General features: G+C 40.5%; 19 protein-coding genes and 1 pseudogene. 13 read left to right on the plus strand and 7 right to left on the minus strand.

Annotated elements, in window-relative coordinates; translation table 11 throughout:
• Window positions 1–174 precede the first annotated feature (174 nt).
• The gene (locus tag ACYH0O_RS06625) at window positions 175–942 is read right to left on the minus strand and encodes a DeoR/GlpR family DNA-binding transcription regulator (RefSeq protein WP_482632515.1); all 768 of its coding nucleotides are present in this window, start codon (window positions 940–942) and stop codon (window positions 175–177) included.
• Between the two features lie 373 nt (window positions 943–1,315).
• Between ACYH0O_RS06625 and ACYH0O_RS06630 the strand changes: the two genes are divergently transcribed.
• From ACYH0O_RS06630 to ACYH0O_RS06650, 5 genes and pseudogenes are all read left to right on the plus strand, one after another.
• Window positions 1,316–2,521, plus strand: coding sequence for a metallophosphoesterase family protein (locus tag ACYH0O_RS06630; protein WP_482631700.1), 1,206 nt, complete (start codon window positions 1,316–1,318; stop codon window positions 2,519–2,521).
• A gap of 31 nt (window positions 2,522–2,552) precedes the next feature.
• Complete coding sequence (locus tag ACYH0O_RS06635) at window positions 2,553–2,729, plus strand: twin-arginine translocase TatA/TatE family subunit (protein ID WP_149157532.1); 177 nt, start codon at window positions 2,553–2,555, stop codon at window positions 2,727–2,729.
• Window positions 2,730–2,814: 85 nt separating this feature from the next.
• Window positions 2,815–3,567 carry a twin-arginine translocase subunit TatC gene (gene tatC / locus ACYH0O_RS06640; RefSeq protein WP_482631701.1) on the plus strand — a complete coding sequence of 251 codons (753 nt, stop codon included), beginning with the start codon at window positions 2,815–2,817 and terminating at the stop codon, window positions 3,565–3,567.
• A gap of 640 nt (window positions 3,568–4,207) precedes the next feature.
• Window positions 4,208–5,215: a histidinol phosphate phosphatase domain-containing protein gene (locus ACYH0O_RS06645; protein ID WP_482631702.1), complete on the plus strand. Its 1,008-nt coding sequence runs from the start codon at window positions 4,208–4,210 to the stop codon at window positions 5,213–5,215.
• Between the two features lie 12 nt (window positions 5,216–5,227).
• Window positions 5,228–5,530: pseudogene (locus ACYH0O_RS06650) on the plus strand (saccharopine dehydrogenase); the annotation flags it as partial.
• A gap of 161 nt (window positions 5,531–5,691) precedes the next feature.
• On the opposite strand, the gene ACYH0O_RS06655 reads toward ACYH0O_RS06650, so the two are convergent.
• The 3 genes from ACYH0O_RS06655 to ACYH0O_RS06665 all read right to left on the minus strand — a co-directional run bounded on the left by ACYH0O_RS06655 (window position 5,692) and on the right by ACYH0O_RS06665 (window position 7,124).
• Complete coding sequence (locus ACYH0O_RS06655; protein WP_482631703.1) at window positions 5,692–5,862, minus strand: hypothetical protein; 171 nt, start codon at window positions 5,860–5,862, stop codon at window positions 5,692–5,694.
• Between the two features lie 136 nt (window positions 5,863–5,998).
• On the minus strand, window positions 5,999–6,145 hold the full coding sequence (locus ACYH0O_RS06660; RefSeq protein WP_482631704.1) for a DUF3951 domain-containing protein: 147 nt from the start codon (window positions 6,143–6,145) through the stop codon (window positions 5,999–6,001).
• Window position 6,146: 1 nt separating this feature from the next.
• On the minus strand, window positions 6,147–7,124 hold the full coding sequence (locus tag ACYH0O_RS06665; protein ID WP_482631705.1) for a DUF4003 family protein: 978 nt from the start codon (window positions 7,122–7,124) through the stop codon (window positions 6,147–6,149).
• Window positions 7,125–7,263: 139 nt separating this feature from the next.
• On the opposite strand from ACYH0O_RS06665, the gene ACYH0O_RS06670 reads away from it, so the two are divergent.
• Together ACYH0O_RS06670 and ACYH0O_RS06675 are read left to right on the plus strand one after the other, a co-directional pair.
• Window positions 7,264–7,473, plus strand: coding sequence for a helix-turn-helix transcriptional regulator (locus ACYH0O_RS06670; RefSeq protein ID WP_482631706.1), 210 nt, complete (start codon window positions 7,264–7,266; stop codon window positions 7,471–7,473).
• The gene (locus ACYH0O_RS06675) at window positions 7,473–7,841 is read left to right on the plus strand and encodes a permease (protein ID WP_482631707.1); all 369 of its coding nucleotides are present in this window, start codon (window positions 7,473–7,475) and stop codon (window positions 7,839–7,841) included. Before ACYH0O_RS06670 ends, ACYH0O_RS06675 begins: the two co-directional genes overlap by 1 nt.
• Window positions 7,842–7,882: 41 nt before the next feature.
• Here ACYH0O_RS06675 and ACYH0O_RS06680 read toward each other — a convergent pair whose 3' ends face one another.
• Together ACYH0O_RS06680 and ACYH0O_RS06685 are read right to left on the minus strand one after the other, a co-directional pair.
• Window positions 7,883–8,239: an ArsR/SmtB family transcription factor gene (locus tag ACYH0O_RS06680; protein ID WP_482631708.1), complete on the minus strand. Its 357-nt coding sequence runs from the start codon at window positions 8,237–8,239 to the stop codon at window positions 7,883–7,885.
• Complete coding sequence (locus ACYH0O_RS06685) at window positions 8,240–8,665, minus strand: SRPBCC family protein (RefSeq protein ID WP_482631709.1); 426 nt, start codon at window positions 8,663–8,665, stop codon at window positions 8,240–8,242. It lies immediately after the preceding gene.
• Window positions 8,666–8,968: 303 nt separating this feature from the next.
• On the opposite strand from ACYH0O_RS06685, the gene ACYH0O_RS06690 reads away from it, so the two are divergent.
• The 3 genes from ACYH0O_RS06690 to ACYH0O_RS06700 all read left to right on the plus strand — a co-directional run bounded on the left by ACYH0O_RS06690 (window position 8,969) and on the right by ACYH0O_RS06700 (window position 11,449).
• A complete protein-coding gene (locus ACYH0O_RS06690) occupies window positions 8,969–9,826 on the plus strand; it encodes an AraC family transcriptional regulator (RefSeq protein ID WP_482631710.1) in 858 nt (285 codons plus the stop codon).
• A 372-nt stretch (window positions 9,827–10,198) separates the two neighbouring features.
• Window positions 10,199–10,975 carry an SRPBCC domain-containing protein gene (locus ACYH0O_RS06695; RefSeq protein WP_149157525.1) on the plus strand — a complete coding sequence of 259 codons (777 nt, stop codon included), beginning with the start codon at window positions 10,199–10,201 and terminating at the stop codon, window positions 10,973–10,975.
• Between the two features lie 36 nt (window positions 10,976–11,011).
• Window positions 11,012–11,449 carry an SRPBCC family protein gene (locus ACYH0O_RS06700; RefSeq protein WP_482631711.1) on the plus strand — a complete coding sequence of 146 codons (438 nt, stop codon included), beginning with the start codon at window positions 11,012–11,014 and terminating at the stop codon, window positions 11,447–11,449.
• A gap of 93 nt (window positions 11,450–11,542) precedes the next feature.
• On the opposite strand, the gene ACYH0O_RS06705 is transcribed toward ACYH0O_RS06700, so the two are convergent.
• The gene (locus ACYH0O_RS06705) at window positions 11,543–11,986 is read right to left on the minus strand and encodes a CHRD domain-containing protein (RefSeq protein WP_482631712.1); all 444 of its coding nucleotides are present in this window, start codon (window positions 11,984–11,986) and stop codon (window positions 11,543–11,545) included.
• A 344-nt stretch (window positions 11,987–12,330) separates the two neighbouring features.
• On the opposite strand from ACYH0O_RS06705, the gene ACYH0O_RS06710 reads away from it, so the two are divergent.
• The 3 genes from ACYH0O_RS06710 to clpP all read left to right on the plus strand — a co-directional run bounded on the left by ACYH0O_RS06710 (window position 12,331) and on the right by clpP (window position 14,951).
• Window positions 12,331–13,197 carry a DMT family transporter gene (locus ACYH0O_RS06710; protein ID WP_482631713.1) on the plus strand — a complete coding sequence of 289 codons (867 nt, stop codon included), beginning with the start codon at window positions 12,331–12,333 and terminating at the stop codon, window positions 13,195–13,197.
• Between the two features lie 460 nt (window positions 13,198–13,657).
• Window positions 13,658–14,347, plus strand: coding sequence for a sigma factor-like helix-turn-helix DNA-binding protein (locus ACYH0O_RS06715; protein ID WP_482631714.1), 690 nt, complete (start codon window positions 13,658–13,660; stop codon window positions 14,345–14,347).
• Between the two features lie 22 nt (window positions 14,348–14,369).
• Window positions 14,370–14,951 carry an ATP-dependent Clp endopeptidase proteolytic subunit ClpP gene (clpP, locus tag ACYH0O_RS06720; protein WP_148968019.1) on the plus strand — a complete coding sequence of 194 codons (582 nt, stop codon included), beginning with the start codon at window positions 14,370–14,372 and terminating at the stop codon, window positions 14,949–14,951.
• Window positions 14,952–15,011 lie beyond the last annotated feature (60 nt).

The raw sequence follows: 15,011 nt of genomic DNA on the forward strand, positions 1-15,011 counted from the left end.
CAAGCAAACAAAAATCAATTACTCTAAATTAATTCTATCATACACTAACGCGTTAAGGGACGGACCTATGGCTCTTGATAAGGTATACGAATAATAAAAGATACCAATATTTCACATGAAATGGTTGTTCTAAAAGGGGTTCTTCAACAAGTTAGGTATGTAAGTCCTGTAGGCTCAAACTTTTATCCATTCAACCTTATTAATCATTGAATCTTTCATCCATTCTTTAGGTATAGAAACATCCGATATCACACAATCAATCGATGAGAATGGTCCGATGTGAAACAGAGCATTTTGATTCAACTTGGATGAATCCGAAACAACAAACACTTTCCTCGTTTTCTTGATCATGATGGAAGATGCAGCAGCTTCATCAATATTAAAATCACATATTCCCTCTTTATTAATTCCACCACAAGATATGAAGGCTTTATCGAAATAAAAATTCTCTAATAATATATTCGTTAACGAGCCGCTTACTGAACGTTGCAATGGATTCGTTGCTCCACCCAGTACAATGACATTTCCATCAAATAGATGGTTTTCCAAGCGTGTGTTCAGAATGTCTGCCGCAGCTAAAGAGTTGGTCACAATCGTTATATTTTGAACATCCTTTATCGAGCTGGCGATATGCAAGGTGGTTGAACCAACATCCAGAGCGATCGTTTCTCCATCAGTAATAAATGTAGAAGCAACTTCCCCGATTCGCTTTTTTTGATCATGAGAGATTCCAATTTTTTTATTGAAATGAGGTTCTTTTATTAAACCATAGTAAGGAATCGCTCCCCCGTGGATTCTCCGTAATTTCTTCTTTTGTTCCAGGAGGATTAAATCCTTTCGAATCGTTTCTGGGGTTACCTTTAACTTTCTTGATAAATTTGCCACGCTGACCTTATTTTTTATCTCTAACTCTCGTACGATTGATTTTTGTCTTTCTGTCATCACGGGATATTTCTCCCCTTTCCCCCAATTTCTTCATTGCTTACATTTTAGCCAATTATAAAAAGTGATTATGAAATGTATGCTACGAAATTATTAACTTTTGTAAATTAATCAAAAGTAACAAGGAAAACAAATCAATTTCTTATGCGTTTTTGTCTATTTCATTTACTAGAGTACGAAGGGGAGTCGAGTAAATAGGGGTTTTTGTCGTTTGAACGGGAATTTTGTTTTCATTTGTTTTCTGTGTTTTGTTTACTTTTTCTCCTAACGTCTTTAATAGTCTTTCAATAATTATGTCTTAGGATGAAGAAGTAGAGCAGGAGGAATGAAAGACTCCCGACTAAACAAACAAAGATCATGGAGGTAGGGTGTTATGAGGCATAAGGATCAGAACAAAGAGTTAGACAGAAGAAGCTTCTTGAAAATCGGTGGAATGAGCACAATTGCTTTATCGCTTGCTACAGCAGGTTTACCGGGGGATTTGCTAACCAACACTGCGGAGGCGAAAAAACATAAGCCAACAAAACTCCAATTTAACTCCGATGGAAAGTTTAAGGTTGTCCAATTTAATGATACTCAGGACGACGAGCGTATCGATCGCAGAACGATTGAGCTCATGGGAAAAGTGCTGGATTCAGAGAAACCAGATTTCGTTGTGATTAATGGTGATTGTATTACTGGAGGCTGTGATACGGAATTAGAAATGAAACAAGCGTTGAATAATGTAGCATCCCCGATGGAAGAAAGAAAAATTAAGTGGGCCGTCACATTCGGAAACCACGATGAAGATTCTTCAGGGAAAAGCGGGATGTATGAAGAGGATATGCTCAAGTTCTATATGAACTATCCATGCAATATGAATGAACCGGGAGAAAAAGGTCTGACGGGAACCGGAAATATGAATCTTCTTATTAAACGTTCCAAGGGAAATAAAGCAGCATTTAATCTTTGGTTACTGGATAGCGGCAGATATGCTCCTTCACAAATCGCCGGACAGAATTTTGATGGATATCCCCATTGGGACTGGCTTCGTTTTAATCAAGTCAATTGGTATTATGAAGAATCAAAAAGTATTGAAAAGAAATACGGGTATAAAGTACCATCCCTTGTTTTCATTCATATCCCTTTATGGGAACACCGTTTCATGTGGCATGGAAGTGTTGATAGCAGAACATCCTCAAGCCACGAACTTGCAGTGAAAAGACATGGCATTGTAGGAGAACGAAATGAAGCGGAGTGTCCGGGACCAATCAATAGCGGCTTGTTTACTGCGATGCTGGATAGAGGAGATGTAAAAGGTGTCTTCTGTGGCCATGATCATATCAACACCTATTGCGGAAACTACTATGGCATCATGCTTGGGTATGCCGGGAATACAGGGTTTGGCACTTATGGATTACCAGGGGCAGATCGAAACAGATTGCGTGGAGCAAGAGTATTTCATTTAGATGAAAACAAAGAGGGAGTTCTTGTTGATACTCATATGGTATTCGCGAAAGATTACGGAATTGATTTGACTGCCAATGATCAGAGCATTGATCCACTTCCACTAAATGAAAAAGAAAAAGTAAAAGCATAATAGTCAAATACGTAAAAATGGAGGAAAGCATATGTTGCAAAATATAGGGGTTCCCGGTCTGATCCTGATTCTGGTTATCGCTTTGATCATTTTTGGGCCATCCAAGTTACCTGAAATCGGCAGGGCATTTGGTCATACATTAAGAGAGTTTAAAAACTCAGCTAAGGACCTTATGACAGATGAAAAGGAAGAGGAACGTACCAAGTAAGTGATTAGGGGCTGACTCAGGTTAGAAAGCTTTACCTTTCTTGAGTTGGCTTTCTTATTTTTATAAGAAAGAAGGTTGTATCTGTATGAGTACTGAAGGGCAAACACTTGTAAACCATCTGGGAGAGCTGAGAAAGCGTATTATCATCACATTACTCTCTTTTCTTACTTTTCTTGTTGGTTCCTTTATCTTCATTCAGGACATGTACAAGTGGCTTATTCGGGATCTAGATAAGGAATTGGCTGTATTGGGGCCAAGTGAGATTCTTTGGGTATATTTCATGATTTCAGGCGTTTGTGCCATGGCGCTGACGATTCCGATAGCGGCCCATCAAACGTGGCTGTTTGTGAGACCGGGACTGACGGAGAAAGAAAGGAAAACCACGCTAGCGTATATACCGGGATTGTTTTCATTATTTATCACTGGACTTAGCTTCGGATACTTTGTGGTGTATCCAACCGTCCTCACTTTTTTATTGACCTTATCTAATGGACAATTTGAAACGATGTTCACGGCAGAAAAATATTTTAAATTCATGATCAATCTGACATTGCCATTTGGTTTTTTATTTGAGATCCCACTCATTGTCATGTTTCTGACATCAATAGGGATCATCAATCCCATGCTGTTGTCCAAAGCGAGAAAGATGTCTTACTTTGTCTTGACGGTTATCGCCATATTCATCACTCCACCGGATCTTATATCCGATATCTTGGTGATCGTGCCGCTACTGGTCCTATATGAATGCAGCGTGACTTTATCAAAGATCGTGTATAAAAAGAGGAATAAAAGACAATCAGAAGATGACAATGTGATTCGTATGAAGAAAACGTCCTAATAGGTCGTTCATCAGCCTTGATCATGAAAGGTCTGATTGTAAATGAATTTAGATCCTACAAGAAAAAAAGTTAATTGAATAGGCTCTTTTCGCAAAGATTGTTGTTTTCTAGCATAGAATCTGCCAGGGTTCTGTCAACCAGTTTATGCTGGATGGTGAGGGGAACTGCTCCGCTTGCAGCTAGCGTTCGGCCGAGCCTCCTCAGCTTAGCCGAACGGGGTCTCGGCACGCCTGAAATCCGCCGGAGTCTGCGCAGTTCCCCTCACCATCTTTAACAGAATTTTCATGACAGAGCTTCAAGATTGCAAGAAAACAATGTAACTAGAAAAAATATTTCTTCTTCCTTAAAAGGAAAATCAATCTCTACTTACCTTAAATGAGATTGTTTGCAAAATTCTTGTTATTATTAATATCCATTAAGGATACATGCTCAGAAAGTTGATTCTCGCTGCAGGATGCTCGACTCCTGCGGGAAATAGCTGGACAGGTGAGACCCCGGAGGCTCACCGCCAGCCCCGCGGAAAGCGAGCATCCTGGAGCGGAAACCGACTATTACATTCTCCTCTACAATAGCAACAAACTATACAAAAAGAGCCATTGAATAAAAAGTATTACCTAAAACGTACTGGAGGTTTAACCATTGTATTGCGATTACCATGTGCATTTAGAAGAAGGTCCTTATTCATTCAACTGGATGAAAAGGACCTATCTATCCTATGAAATGCTGAAACAAGTCCATGATCAAACTCATTCCAAAGAATGGCTCGAACATACATTGAGGCTTATACTCAATCGGGTTCAAAAAGGATCGTATGATGAACAATGGCTGGATCTATATTTACAAGTGGCCATTGAGAAAGGTCTTAAAGAAGTGGGAATTGTGGAGCACTTATATCGATTTAAAGAGATGCGAGGATATTTTGAACACCATATCGATCTTGGTTCCTCAGAACTTGGGAAGCTTCAAACAAAGTGGTTAGATCAAGTCATGACAGAGGGAGTAGATGAGTTTCTTTACGCAACTGAAAGAGCGAAGAAGAGATGGGAAGAAAAAGGGGTCAGGCTAAGAGTCGGAATAGAAGCTGACTATTTTGATGGTGGGGAGCAAGAGTTGGCTAGTTTCATTCAGCCAATTGACTGTGATTTTATCAGCGGCTCTGTGCACTTCCTTAATGGCTGGGGTTTTGATAACCCGTCTGCAAATGGGCTATTCCTTCAATATGATCTTAAGACATTGTATTCACAATTCTATCAGACGATTGAGAAAGGGATTAAAACGGGATTGTTTCAATACATGTCACACCTTGATAATTTGAAGGTCTTTGGACATCGTCCGGATGAAGCGGATCTTATACCTCATTACCAATCAGTTGCGAGAGCCTTAAGGGATCATGATGTAGCGACTGAAATGAATTCCGGATTATACTACCGCTTTCCAGTCAAAGAAAAGTGTCCTAGTCAATCATTCACATCTATTTTAGTAGAGCATGGCGTACCTTTTACTCTATCATCAGATGCTCACTTTCCAGAGAACATAGGAGCTTATGTTCATGAGAGCATGTCTAATTTGAAGAGTCTGGGAGTTAGAAAGATTGCCACTTTTGAGAAAAAGAAGCGAATAATGGCAGATCTACCGAAAACAATATAAAACAACAAAAATTATGAGTACGATCCTAAACTTCCGGGTAGAGTGGTATATGAGAATGGTAAATTAATTCAGGTTCCTCCATTTGCCCGTCCCAGAAAAATTGAGTTACCCGAACCTTATGGAGAAGGAATTCAATATATCATTCCTCATGCTGAGACAAAAACCCTGGCTAAAGCACTAAGATCCAAAGGAGTTCAACTCATTGAAGTCCGTGGAACATGGCCAGAGAAAAACATGAACTTGATTAAGTCCTTATATGAATATGGTATTTTGAGAAACGACAAGGTTGAAATCAACGGAGGGGAGGTAGGGGTCAAAGCCACTTATCGAATAGCAGAATTTGACCAATTTGACTTCATCATCAGTGACATAGATGGTCCCGAAGAATGGGAAGATGCAATACTGAAAAAGAAATGGGTCATCGGGTGAAATAAGAGGAGGGACGGACCTAGAAAAGGTCCGTCCCTCCTTACTTCTCATTTCATTTGTGAATCTTTTACTTTCTTCATGAAATAGTTAAGGTCGATTCCATCATAAATAAGTAAAAATAATATTGCTCCTAAAATGGCACAAATGGCGACTTCAGGACCGATGAAAGCGAAGATGCCTCCTAAAATAAACCCAAGTAAAATAAATAAAAGCCTCAATGTATCCACTCCCAATTAAAATTGCTTTTAAATGGTAACATGAATTTAGACTTATATGGAGGATGAATAGAGGTTTCACTTCTATTTCCTTCACCTTGATCATCTTCCATAATCACTTCTTACTCCTCACGAAATTCTACTTCGTCTGTCCAGTCACTTGATCAAACGGTGTGTAAAAGAGGGGGACGCTTTTCTTTTTAACAAACACTTCATAAAAACCGATCAGCACCAATACGGTTACCGCTGTTGGGAAACCTACAGTAAAAAGATCGATCGAATCCATATTATGAATCGGCACCGGCGGTTGTCACGGAAACAGCCGAAATGGTTGCAATCATCGTTGCTTGCTGCGCTTGTATGAGTGTCTCAATGGCAGTCGATAAACTTGCTTGCATCACAGGAGAGTTCTCAATCTTATCACTGATCAAAAGGTTCACGGCCATCATCAAATTGATATCTTTGTGCCATTTGAAGTGCTTTTCAGAGTTAAGCTCTTCCCAAACATCCTTTACTTGATTTACTAAGTTCGAGTCTGCATTCACAAAAGATAGTAGAGCGATTTGAGGATAGAACATCGCCTTCGTCTTGATGCCTGCTTGCTTCATGGTGTCAAACAAATGGATGCAGCGGCTGACAAGCTCATCTTGATACGCTTCATCGTGCAGGGAAAGGATGTGACTCATGCTTTGGAGATCATTCCCTTTCCTGAATCCGGCAACGTTCAATTTCGTATAGAAGCCTTCAATCGTATGGATCAACTCACCCTGATCCTCTTCTCTTAGAGCAAGCAGAGTGGCAAAGGGATAATCACTATGCCCTGTTAAAAAGATATGCTGCTCTCTCATTTTTTTATAAACCTTCATTGCATGAAAGGACATGTCTGTACTGTAATCATCATTCGAAAGCAGGGTCATGGCTGCTATATAGGTGAACGTTCCTCTTGAAAATCCAGCTTTTACTAAAGAATCATATATGGCAAGGAACTCATGGAACTTTGCTTCTGGCGTTTCAAAACGCGTAACAAGCATCGCCGCAAAAGTAAATCGGATTTCATGCTTTAACGTCGAAAATGTACCGACTTCATTTTTAATAAAATCACTGAACTCTACAAAACGGTCGAGGTCAAAAGCGCGTTCATTCGTTACGTACAACGAAGCGACCATCATTAAAGACCGGGAGTCCGATACCTTCCAGCGCAGTCGCTTCTTTAATTGTGAATAAATATCCTTATATCCCTTCACTTTATTCATCACATCTTCCATCCAGTTCACATCCCTTATTTTGATTGTTAGTAAGATATACGATTGAATGGTAAAAAAGTTTCGTGCGAAATATGTAAAGGACCCTTGACGTTAAGTTTCCTTTACATTAAGATATGGAAATATAAGGAGGTATCCTTCTTTGAAAAATAAACTAGTAGAATACCGTAAGACGTTTGGATACTCCCAGGAAAGATTGGCTGCTAAGTTAGGCGTATCAAGACAAACCATCATTTCGATTGAAAAAGGGAAGTATGACCCTTCTTTGAATCTGGCTTTTCAGCTGGCAAATGTATTTGAAGCTTCAATTGAAGAGATTTTTGTATATGAAGAGAAAGGGGAAACAAAATAGTGCAAACAAAGGCATATCTGATTTTAGGGTGGGTTCTGACCATACAGACTGCTTTCTTGTTCTTCGTCGGCATAACGGCAGAGGAATTTCCATATTTCGCGCTAACTCCCATGTCCTTGACAGTGTTAAGTTTTTGCATGCATTATCTTTATCCACAGTTTAAGCAAAAGGATGAGCGGATGAAGATGATCCGGGAAAAGGGGATCTTTTACTCGTACTTTGCCATCCTGGTGTTTCACGTCATTTTCATGACAATCCTGCAATTTGATGTGATTCAGCTAACAGCCTTGAATCTATTAAATGTCTTCACCAGCCTCACCATCATGACCGTATTTATCTCTATGGTGATTGTGGCGAAAATCTACTAAAGAAGAGAGGGACGGACCTTGTAAAGGTCCGTCCCTCGTCATCAATCCTTTTCCACATCCACCATTTTCAATGGGGAATCATCTTCACTATCTTCCACTATATGTTTAAGCTTGGAGAGCTTATTGGCCCAGAACTGCTCATAATACGATAGCCAGTCCTTTAATTCTGCCAATGGTTCAGGCTGCAAGTGGTAAATTTTTTCCCTTCCTACCTTTTCACCCTTTACCAATTCAGCTTCAGAAAGAACGGTGAGATGCTTCGCAATGGCGGTCCGGCTCATAGGGAAGTGAGAGGTCAGGGCAGAGATCGGCATCTCTTTTTCAGAAAGTAGTCGAAGTACTTCCCGGCGTGTCGGGTCTGCAATCGCTTGAAACACATCATGTTTAACAGCAGACATTTAACCTTCTACAACCTTTCTCAGCTTCTCATCCACAATGCCAACCCACCCTTTGGCCATTCTGTCGCGAATGATAGAGCTTTTTTCATGAGCTTTGGAAACAACCGCATCATCATGTTTCCAGCCGCCATGGATAAGCGTAAATTCTGTTTGATCTCCTACCTCTTTTAAAATAAATGAAACGACCCAGCCATCTGTATCCCATGAGAATGAGAGCTTATGGGGAGGATCAATCTCCAATACCTTACAAGGAGAAGGTCCAAAAGGGGATTGAATATGAAATCCGTGACCTACTTCCGGTTCAAAATCATTGGGCATGAACCAAGAGGAAATCCCATCTGACGTAGAAACCGCGTCCCATACTTTTTGGATGGAAGCGTTGAATAGAACGGTTTGTTTAATATCTTCTAATTGATTTGATTTCATGAATGTCTCCTGCTTTCTTTGGGAATAAGTAACACCAATTGGTTTTGTTTTCATGATATAACACCATATGGTTTCAAGTCAATGGGTTGAAATCAAAAAGAAGGATATAGATGGACGTTTGTAGAAGTAGAGTCTCGGAATATAAAATTAGAGTAGTTTGTAGTATATGTTTTGCAGGTGAAATTTAATCGGTAAACACGGTGGTCATATCATAATATAGCCACCGGTCACACAAAAGCACAGAATGACAGGATGACTCAAATTGAGAATGATACATTTAGATAGCGGGAAGGAGAAACGAGAGTGGAAATGCTGCACAGGATGAATGATTGCATTCAGTATATAGAGGACAATCTGGATGGGGCAGTCGAGATGGAAGAACTTGCCCGGTTGTCACTCAGTTCAAAGTTTCACTTTCAAAGGTTGTTTTCTCTTGTAACCGGGTATACAGTGGCTGATTATGTCCGGAAGAGAAGACTCACATTAGCCGCCCAGGAACTGATCAATCAGAATGCAAAGGTCATTGACGTTGCTTTCAAGTACGGATATGAAACACCGGAATCCTTCTCGAAAGCCTTTCGGAAGGCCCATGGAGTTTCGCCATCCCAAGTAAGGGAAGCCGGAACATCCTTGAAGGCATTTCCGCGAATCTCCTTCCAAATACAACTTAAAGGAGAAGTTGAAATGGATTATAAAATTGTGGATAAAGAAGCATTTCAAGTGATTGGAAAAGGAAAAAGAGTTTCTACCTGTAACGGTGAGAATTTGAAAGACATCCCTGCATTTTGGGATGAAGTGAACACGACCGACTTGGACAGGAAGATTTGTGAAGCAGCAGGAAATAACGAGATGCTCGGAATTTGTATGGAGTTTGACCATCCTAATGAAGAGTTCACCTATTTTATCGGGGCGGAGAAAAAGAGTGAAAAGAATCGTTCATTGGAGGTAAAAGAGATTCCGGCTGCGACCTGGGCTGTCTTTGAATCCGTCGGTCCGATGCCACATGCAATCCAAGGCGTATGGAAACGAATCTACTCTGAATGGTTTCCTTCGACCGGATATGAACATGGCGGAGGTCCCGAATTTGAATTGTACCCGCCTGGAAACCCGAATGGTGAGAATTATCGTTGTGAGATATGGATTCCGATAATGAAGAAATAAGGTTAGATGGCCCCTGTACGGATGACGTAAGGGGGCTTTTCGTATGAATAAGCTTTCAACATAATGAAGTTTAAAACTATTCATTATGTAGAGAGCATTTTGATGGAGATAGCATGTAATTTAGAGGAGTCGAAATTTTAAAAGGGATTTTGTTATCGACAATGTTTATTTTATCAACTTAAGTTTAATTATATAAATATCTTTATTTTCCTTCAAAACGCTTCATTAACTCCTCAAGATAAGGTCAATTTCACATTCTCTCATTGCGTTTCATACTCACTTGACTCACCCTTATCCATCATGTTACTATATGGTCACACATTACATGTGACCAATCATTCACATGTAAATCACAATGAAAGGATCGTTAATATGAAAGACGAACTTTCCACTTTATTTAAGGCGCTGGGGCACCCGATACGAAGGGAAATCCTGGACCTGTTGAAACAGACAGCAAGAACAACCGGTGAACTGAATGAACATTTTCCCGAGGTGACAAGATACGCGATCATGAAGCATTTGACAATTTTGGAGGAAGGGAATTTGGTGGTGGTGAAGCGGGAAGGCAAGTACCGACGAAATTACCTTAACGCGGTTCCACTACAGGAAATGCACAATCGGTGGGTAGGGAAGTATATGGAATCTACCGCCAATTCGCTGTTAAAGTTACGGGCATTAGCAGAAAACAAAGGAGGAGAAGAAGGAATGGAACAAAGTAAAGTATTTCGTATTGAGCAAGAAGTGATGATAGATGCACCAAGGGATCAGGTATTTAAAGCGTTAACCGAGCAAGCGGGGGATTGGTGGGAGTTTAAATTGGCTCCTGAGGGAGTAAGTTCACAATTCACATTCGATCCTGTACCCGGCGGGCAATTTATTGAGAAATGGCGTGAAAATGAAGGAGCTCTATGGGGAACGGTGTATTACGTAAACGCTCCGGAAGAAATCCGTCTTCACGGGCATCTTGGCATGCAAGGCGCAGTCAACAGTGCTTATACCTATAGACTCGTTGAAAAAGGTGAATCCACTTTACTTCAATTATCCCATGCTGCTTCAGGAGTCATCGAAGACGATTGGGAAGAAAAACATTCTGAAGGATGGACCTATTTACTCGGGACGCTGTTAAAAAATTATGTTGAACAGAAATAATCAAACAAGTATTGATCGTTTCGTTCAAGGAGAAATATGATGGTAGATATATATACAGCTATCACAATTAAATGTCCAGTTCAAAAAGTTTCAGAGTATACTGCCAATCCAGATCACGCACCACATTGGTATGTAAATATTGATTCGGCAGAGTGGTTAACGGAAAAATCCTTCTCCAACCACTCTCAGATCGAATTCAAAGCGAGATTTTTAGGACGTGACCTCTCTTATGTATATGAGATTGTAGAGTTTGTTCCCAATAAAAGACTTGTGATGAAAACGGCCAATGGTCCGTTCCCGATGGAGACTACGTATTTATGGGAAGCTTTGGACGAGAAGACTACAAGGATGACCCTCCGAAACAAAGGGAATCCCAAAGGCTTCTCTAAATGGTTGACCCCTTTAATGTCGATTATGATGAAAAAAGCGAATAGAAAGGATTTAATAAGAGTCAAGGGAATATTAGAAAACTAGGCCAGGAAACGTTTTCTTAGCTGCCCCTTATCCTTTGGGAACCGATCTCCTCAAGTTAAAAATAGGAGCTACCTGATCAGGTAGCTCTATAAACTAGTAGCATCTTCCATGAAGAGATTGAATTTGCCCCCGGATTTCTCCACCAGGATTCTGTTCAGTGTGGACATTTACATACGTAAGCCCCTTTTCCATTAGATGGACCAATTCTTTTACGTTTTTGACCCCTACATTATTCATTACAATATCTTCATCTGTTATGACTCCTTGAACAATTCCTTTTCTTGTTGAGATTCCATTCTGCTCTGATAACGTATCCAGATCAGCTCCGAAAAGGAAAACAAGTACAGGTCCATTTTCGTTTCGACGGCCAAAATGGATATGGGCTTGTACGAAGTTACGGATGTTTTCGACTTTTAAAGTGAATCTTATCTTCGTACATTGCTTATTCACAACAAATTTTGCAATACCGAATGCTTGTGAATTGACGGGTGGGACCTCGTTTCTTCCTTTCAATCTGGCGAGAAAGTATCCTTCCATTTAATCACCTCCTTTTAAATGTTTAATGCATCTTATTCATCAAATGAAGGTCTGTATAGTCAATGGGACCAGCTTTTCCCCAAAACCCTGTAACCTTAAGAAAACAACCCATGGGTATAATGGTGAAGTCTCAACTTAACCACTGAAATGAAGTTCTAGATTGCCTCACGAAAAGGGATAAATAAACGATTACTAGAGAATGTAATGGGGCTACTTGACCTGACACAGGCTGAATTCTCTATCTTCTGTCAGGAATTTGTTATACTGGTTAGGTTACTCCTTGTATTCACTTTTCAGCTGAGGAGTGTTTAAGCAGTCTATCTTTGATTTTTGCGGAGGAAGTCATGTCAAATCGAAATAAAGGAATACTCCTATTACTTCTATCAGCGTTTGGTTTCTCCCTTATGGCGGCGTTCGTGAAGCTGTCAGGAGATGTGCCGACGATTCAAAAAACATTTTTCAGGAACATCGTTTCTGCATTTATTGCATTCGGTTTTGTCCGGTATCATAAGGAACGTTTATTCGGGAAGAAAGAAAATCAGAAGCTGCTGTTGCTGCGCTCCAGTTTAGGTGCTGTCGGGATCGTCTTGTTCTTCTATGCAATTGATCATCTGGTGTTATCCGATGCCGATATGTTGAACAAACTAAGTCCGTTTCTGACCATCATCTTCTCGGCTATTTTCCTGAAGGAACGAACGAAGGTGTTTCAAGTGGTGGCCATCATCATAGCGTTTATCGGAACATTGTTTATCATCAAACCAGCGTTTTCCTTTGATACCATCCCTTATCTCGCGGGAGTTTTCTCGGCTATTTTCGCAGCAGGTGCATATACAGTCCTTCGAGTGTTGGGAAGCAGAGAAAAATTCTATACGGTAGTCTTTTACTTTTCATTCTTTACGACCGTCGTACTTATTCCGTTCGTTATCGCTTTTTATGAACCGATGAGCGCTCAGCAGTGGATTTATCTATTATCCGCCGGCGTTTTCGCCACAGTTGGTCAGTTCGGAATTACGATGGCCTACAAGTTCGCACCTGCAAGGGAAATATCAATTTTCTTCTATTCAACAGTCGTATACTCCGCCATGATCAGCATCTTCTTATTTGGGCAGATTCCTGATGTTCTAAGCATCATCGGATACATCATCATCTTTGCTGCTTCGTTTTATATGTTTTTGAAAAATAATCAAGCAAATAAAAGGCAGGAAGCATAATCGACATGTACCCATCCATCAATATATGGATGGGTATTTTTTTATGGAGATAAAATGAAACATTTTCCATTTTTCATTCGTAGATATACTATAAAGGTTATGACAGGAGGATGAAAAAGAGTTCATGATGAAAAAGGTGCCTGACTCTTGATCAGCCAGGCACTTACTTCTTACATTATCCGGTATACCCAATCACAATCCCCGATCATCGTTTCATCATGCGTCACCATAATGGTGTAAATGGGGATCGTCATCCACGACAAGTATTGAAATCATAACTCATCCTCTTTTCCGTCACCTGTTTTTATGAATCAACTTTAGCACAACTCACGCTGCATAAACTAATTTATTACCCATTCCAGTACTGTTGGATATAATATAGATAAAAATATCTTTCACCCATATCTTTTTCACCAATTCATCCGTTATAAGTATGAGAGGATTCAAAGGAGTGAGGACAATGCAAACGAGGTCTGGCTTAAAAAAGAATGAAGGACAGCCAAACGATGAAGTCATGGAAGAGCTTGTTCCCAAGCTCTATCGATACTGCTATTTTCTGACGAAGAGCAAATGGGACGGGGAGGACTTGGCTCAAGAGTCCATCTGTAAAGCATTGAGTCATTACCCTGCTGTACAGAATTGGAGTTCATCTTTACTCAATAAAATCGCTTATCATCTATGGGTGGATAAAGTCCGCAAACAGAGTAAGGAATCGATTGGCGGAGTCCCGGAAGTGAAGGCAGAAGACATTTCTAAAGAGGGGATCAGTCTTGAAACCATTGAGAAGCTTTCAAGAAAGATGACCCCAAAACAGTTAGTCACCTTTGTTTTGAAGGAAGCGTTTCAATTCAAGATTTTTGAAGTGGCAGATGTTCTGGGGATGAAGGAAACCGCTGTAAAAGCCTTGCTGAATCGATCGAGGGAAAAGCTGAAAAAATTCTCCGAAGATGGAGACGGGAGCGGGGTTCAAACCTACTGGAATGAAACTCTTCAGGAAGAATTGAACGCGATTTTATACCGTAGCCTAATGGCCCAGGACCCCAGCCTTCTTTTGGCATACATTCCCATCTTGCTTGCGCACGCTCCTGCCCAAGGCCGAATTGTACGAACGTCTGACTCTCCTTCAAGCATCCTCTCACTAGCTGCATAATGAATGAAGGAGGAAGTAAAAGATGAATACCATACCTTATGTCATTGAACAGTCAAGCAAAGGGGAACGATCCTACGATATTTACTCAAGATTGTTAAAAGACAGGATCATCATGGTAAGTGATGAAGTAAATGATCAAATGGCCAACAGTATCGTGGCTCAGCTATTATTCCTGGCTGCAGACGACCCCGAAAAAGACATTTCCTTATATATCAATAGCCCGGGTGGCTCAACTTCAGCAGGGTTCGCCATCTTTGATACGATGAACTATATAAGTCCCGACGTTCGAACGATCTGCACTGGAATGGCGGCTTCTTTTGGCGCAATGCTCCTGCTCGCGGGGACAAAAGGTAAACGTTTTGCCTTGCCAAACAGCGAAATTATGATCCACCAACCATTAGGTGGTGCAAGGGGGCAGGCGACAGACCTGGAAATTTCAGCGAAACGGATTCTGAAACTTAGACAGCACATCAACGAAATTATTGCTGAAAAAACGGGCCAGCCTGTTGAAAAAGTTGCACTTGATACTGATCGTGATTATTTCATGAGTGCGTATGAGGCGAAGGAATATGGCATTATTGATGAGATTATTGAGAAGAAATGATGGAAGAGGGAGCGGTTATAGTGACCGTTCCTTTTTGTGTTTATGGGAGGTGTGGCGATG

It is taken from the genome of Rossellomorea sp. H136, from assembly GCF_056838065.1.

What these genes read in the sequence shown, in the direction of transcription:
- ACYH0O_RS06625 (WP_482632515.1), bottom strand. Translation starts at nt 942, where the DNA reads ATGACAGAAAGACAAAAATCAATCGTACGAGAGTTAGAGATAAAAAAT.
- ACYH0O_RS06630 (WP_482631700.1), top strand. Translation starts at nt 1,316, where the DNA reads ATGAGGCATAAGGATCAGAACAAAGAGTTAGACAGAAGAAGCTTCTTG.
- ACYH0O_RS06635 (WP_149157532.1), top strand. Translation starts at nt 2,553, where the DNA reads ATGTTGCAAAATATAGGGGTTCCCGGTCTGATCCTGATTCTGGTTATC.
- tatC (WP_482631701.1), top strand. Translation starts at nt 2,815, where the DNA reads ATGAGTACTGAAGGGCAAACACTTGTAAACCATCTGGGAGAGCTGAGA.
- ACYH0O_RS06660 (WP_482631704.1), bottom strand. Translation starts at nt 6,145, where the DNA reads ATGGATTCGATCGATCTTTTTACTGTAGGTTTCCCAACAGCGGTAACC.
- ACYH0O_RS06665 (WP_482631705.1), bottom strand. Translation starts at nt 7,124, where the DNA reads ATGGAAGATGTGATGAATAAAGTGAAGGGATATAAGGATATTTATTCA.
- ACYH0O_RS06680 (WP_482631708.1), bottom strand. Translation starts at nt 8,239, where the DNA reads ATGTCTGCTGTTAAACATGATGTGTTTCAAGCGATTGCAGACCCGACA.
- ACYH0O_RS06685 (WP_482631709.1), bottom strand. Translation starts at nt 8,665, where the DNA reads ATGAAATCAAATCAATTAGAAGATATTAAACAAACCGTTCTATTCAAC.
- ACYH0O_RS06695 (WP_149157525.1), top strand. Translation starts at nt 10,199, where the DNA reads ATGAAAGACGAACTTTCCACTTTATTTAAGGCGCTGGGGCACCCGATA.
- ACYH0O_RS06700 (WP_482631711.1), top strand. Translation starts at nt 11,012, where the DNA reads ATGATGGTAGATATATATACAGCTATCACAATTAAATGTCCAGTTCAA.
- ACYH0O_RS06705 (WP_482631712.1), bottom strand. Translation starts at nt 11,986, where the DNA reads ATGGAAGGATACTTTCTCGCCAGATTGAAAGGAAGAAACGAGGTCCCA.
- ACYH0O_RS06710 (WP_482631713.1), top strand. Translation starts at nt 12,331, where the DNA reads ATGTCAAATCGAAATAAAGGAATACTCCTATTACTTCTATCAGCGTTT.
- ACYH0O_RS06715 (WP_482631714.1), top strand. Translation starts at nt 13,658, where the DNA reads ATGCAAACGAGGTCTGGCTTAAAAAAGAATGAAGGACAGCCAAACGAT.
- clpP (WP_148968019.1), top strand. Translation starts at nt 14,370, where the DNA reads ATGAATACCATACCTTATGTCATTGAACAGTCAAGCAAAGGGGAACGA.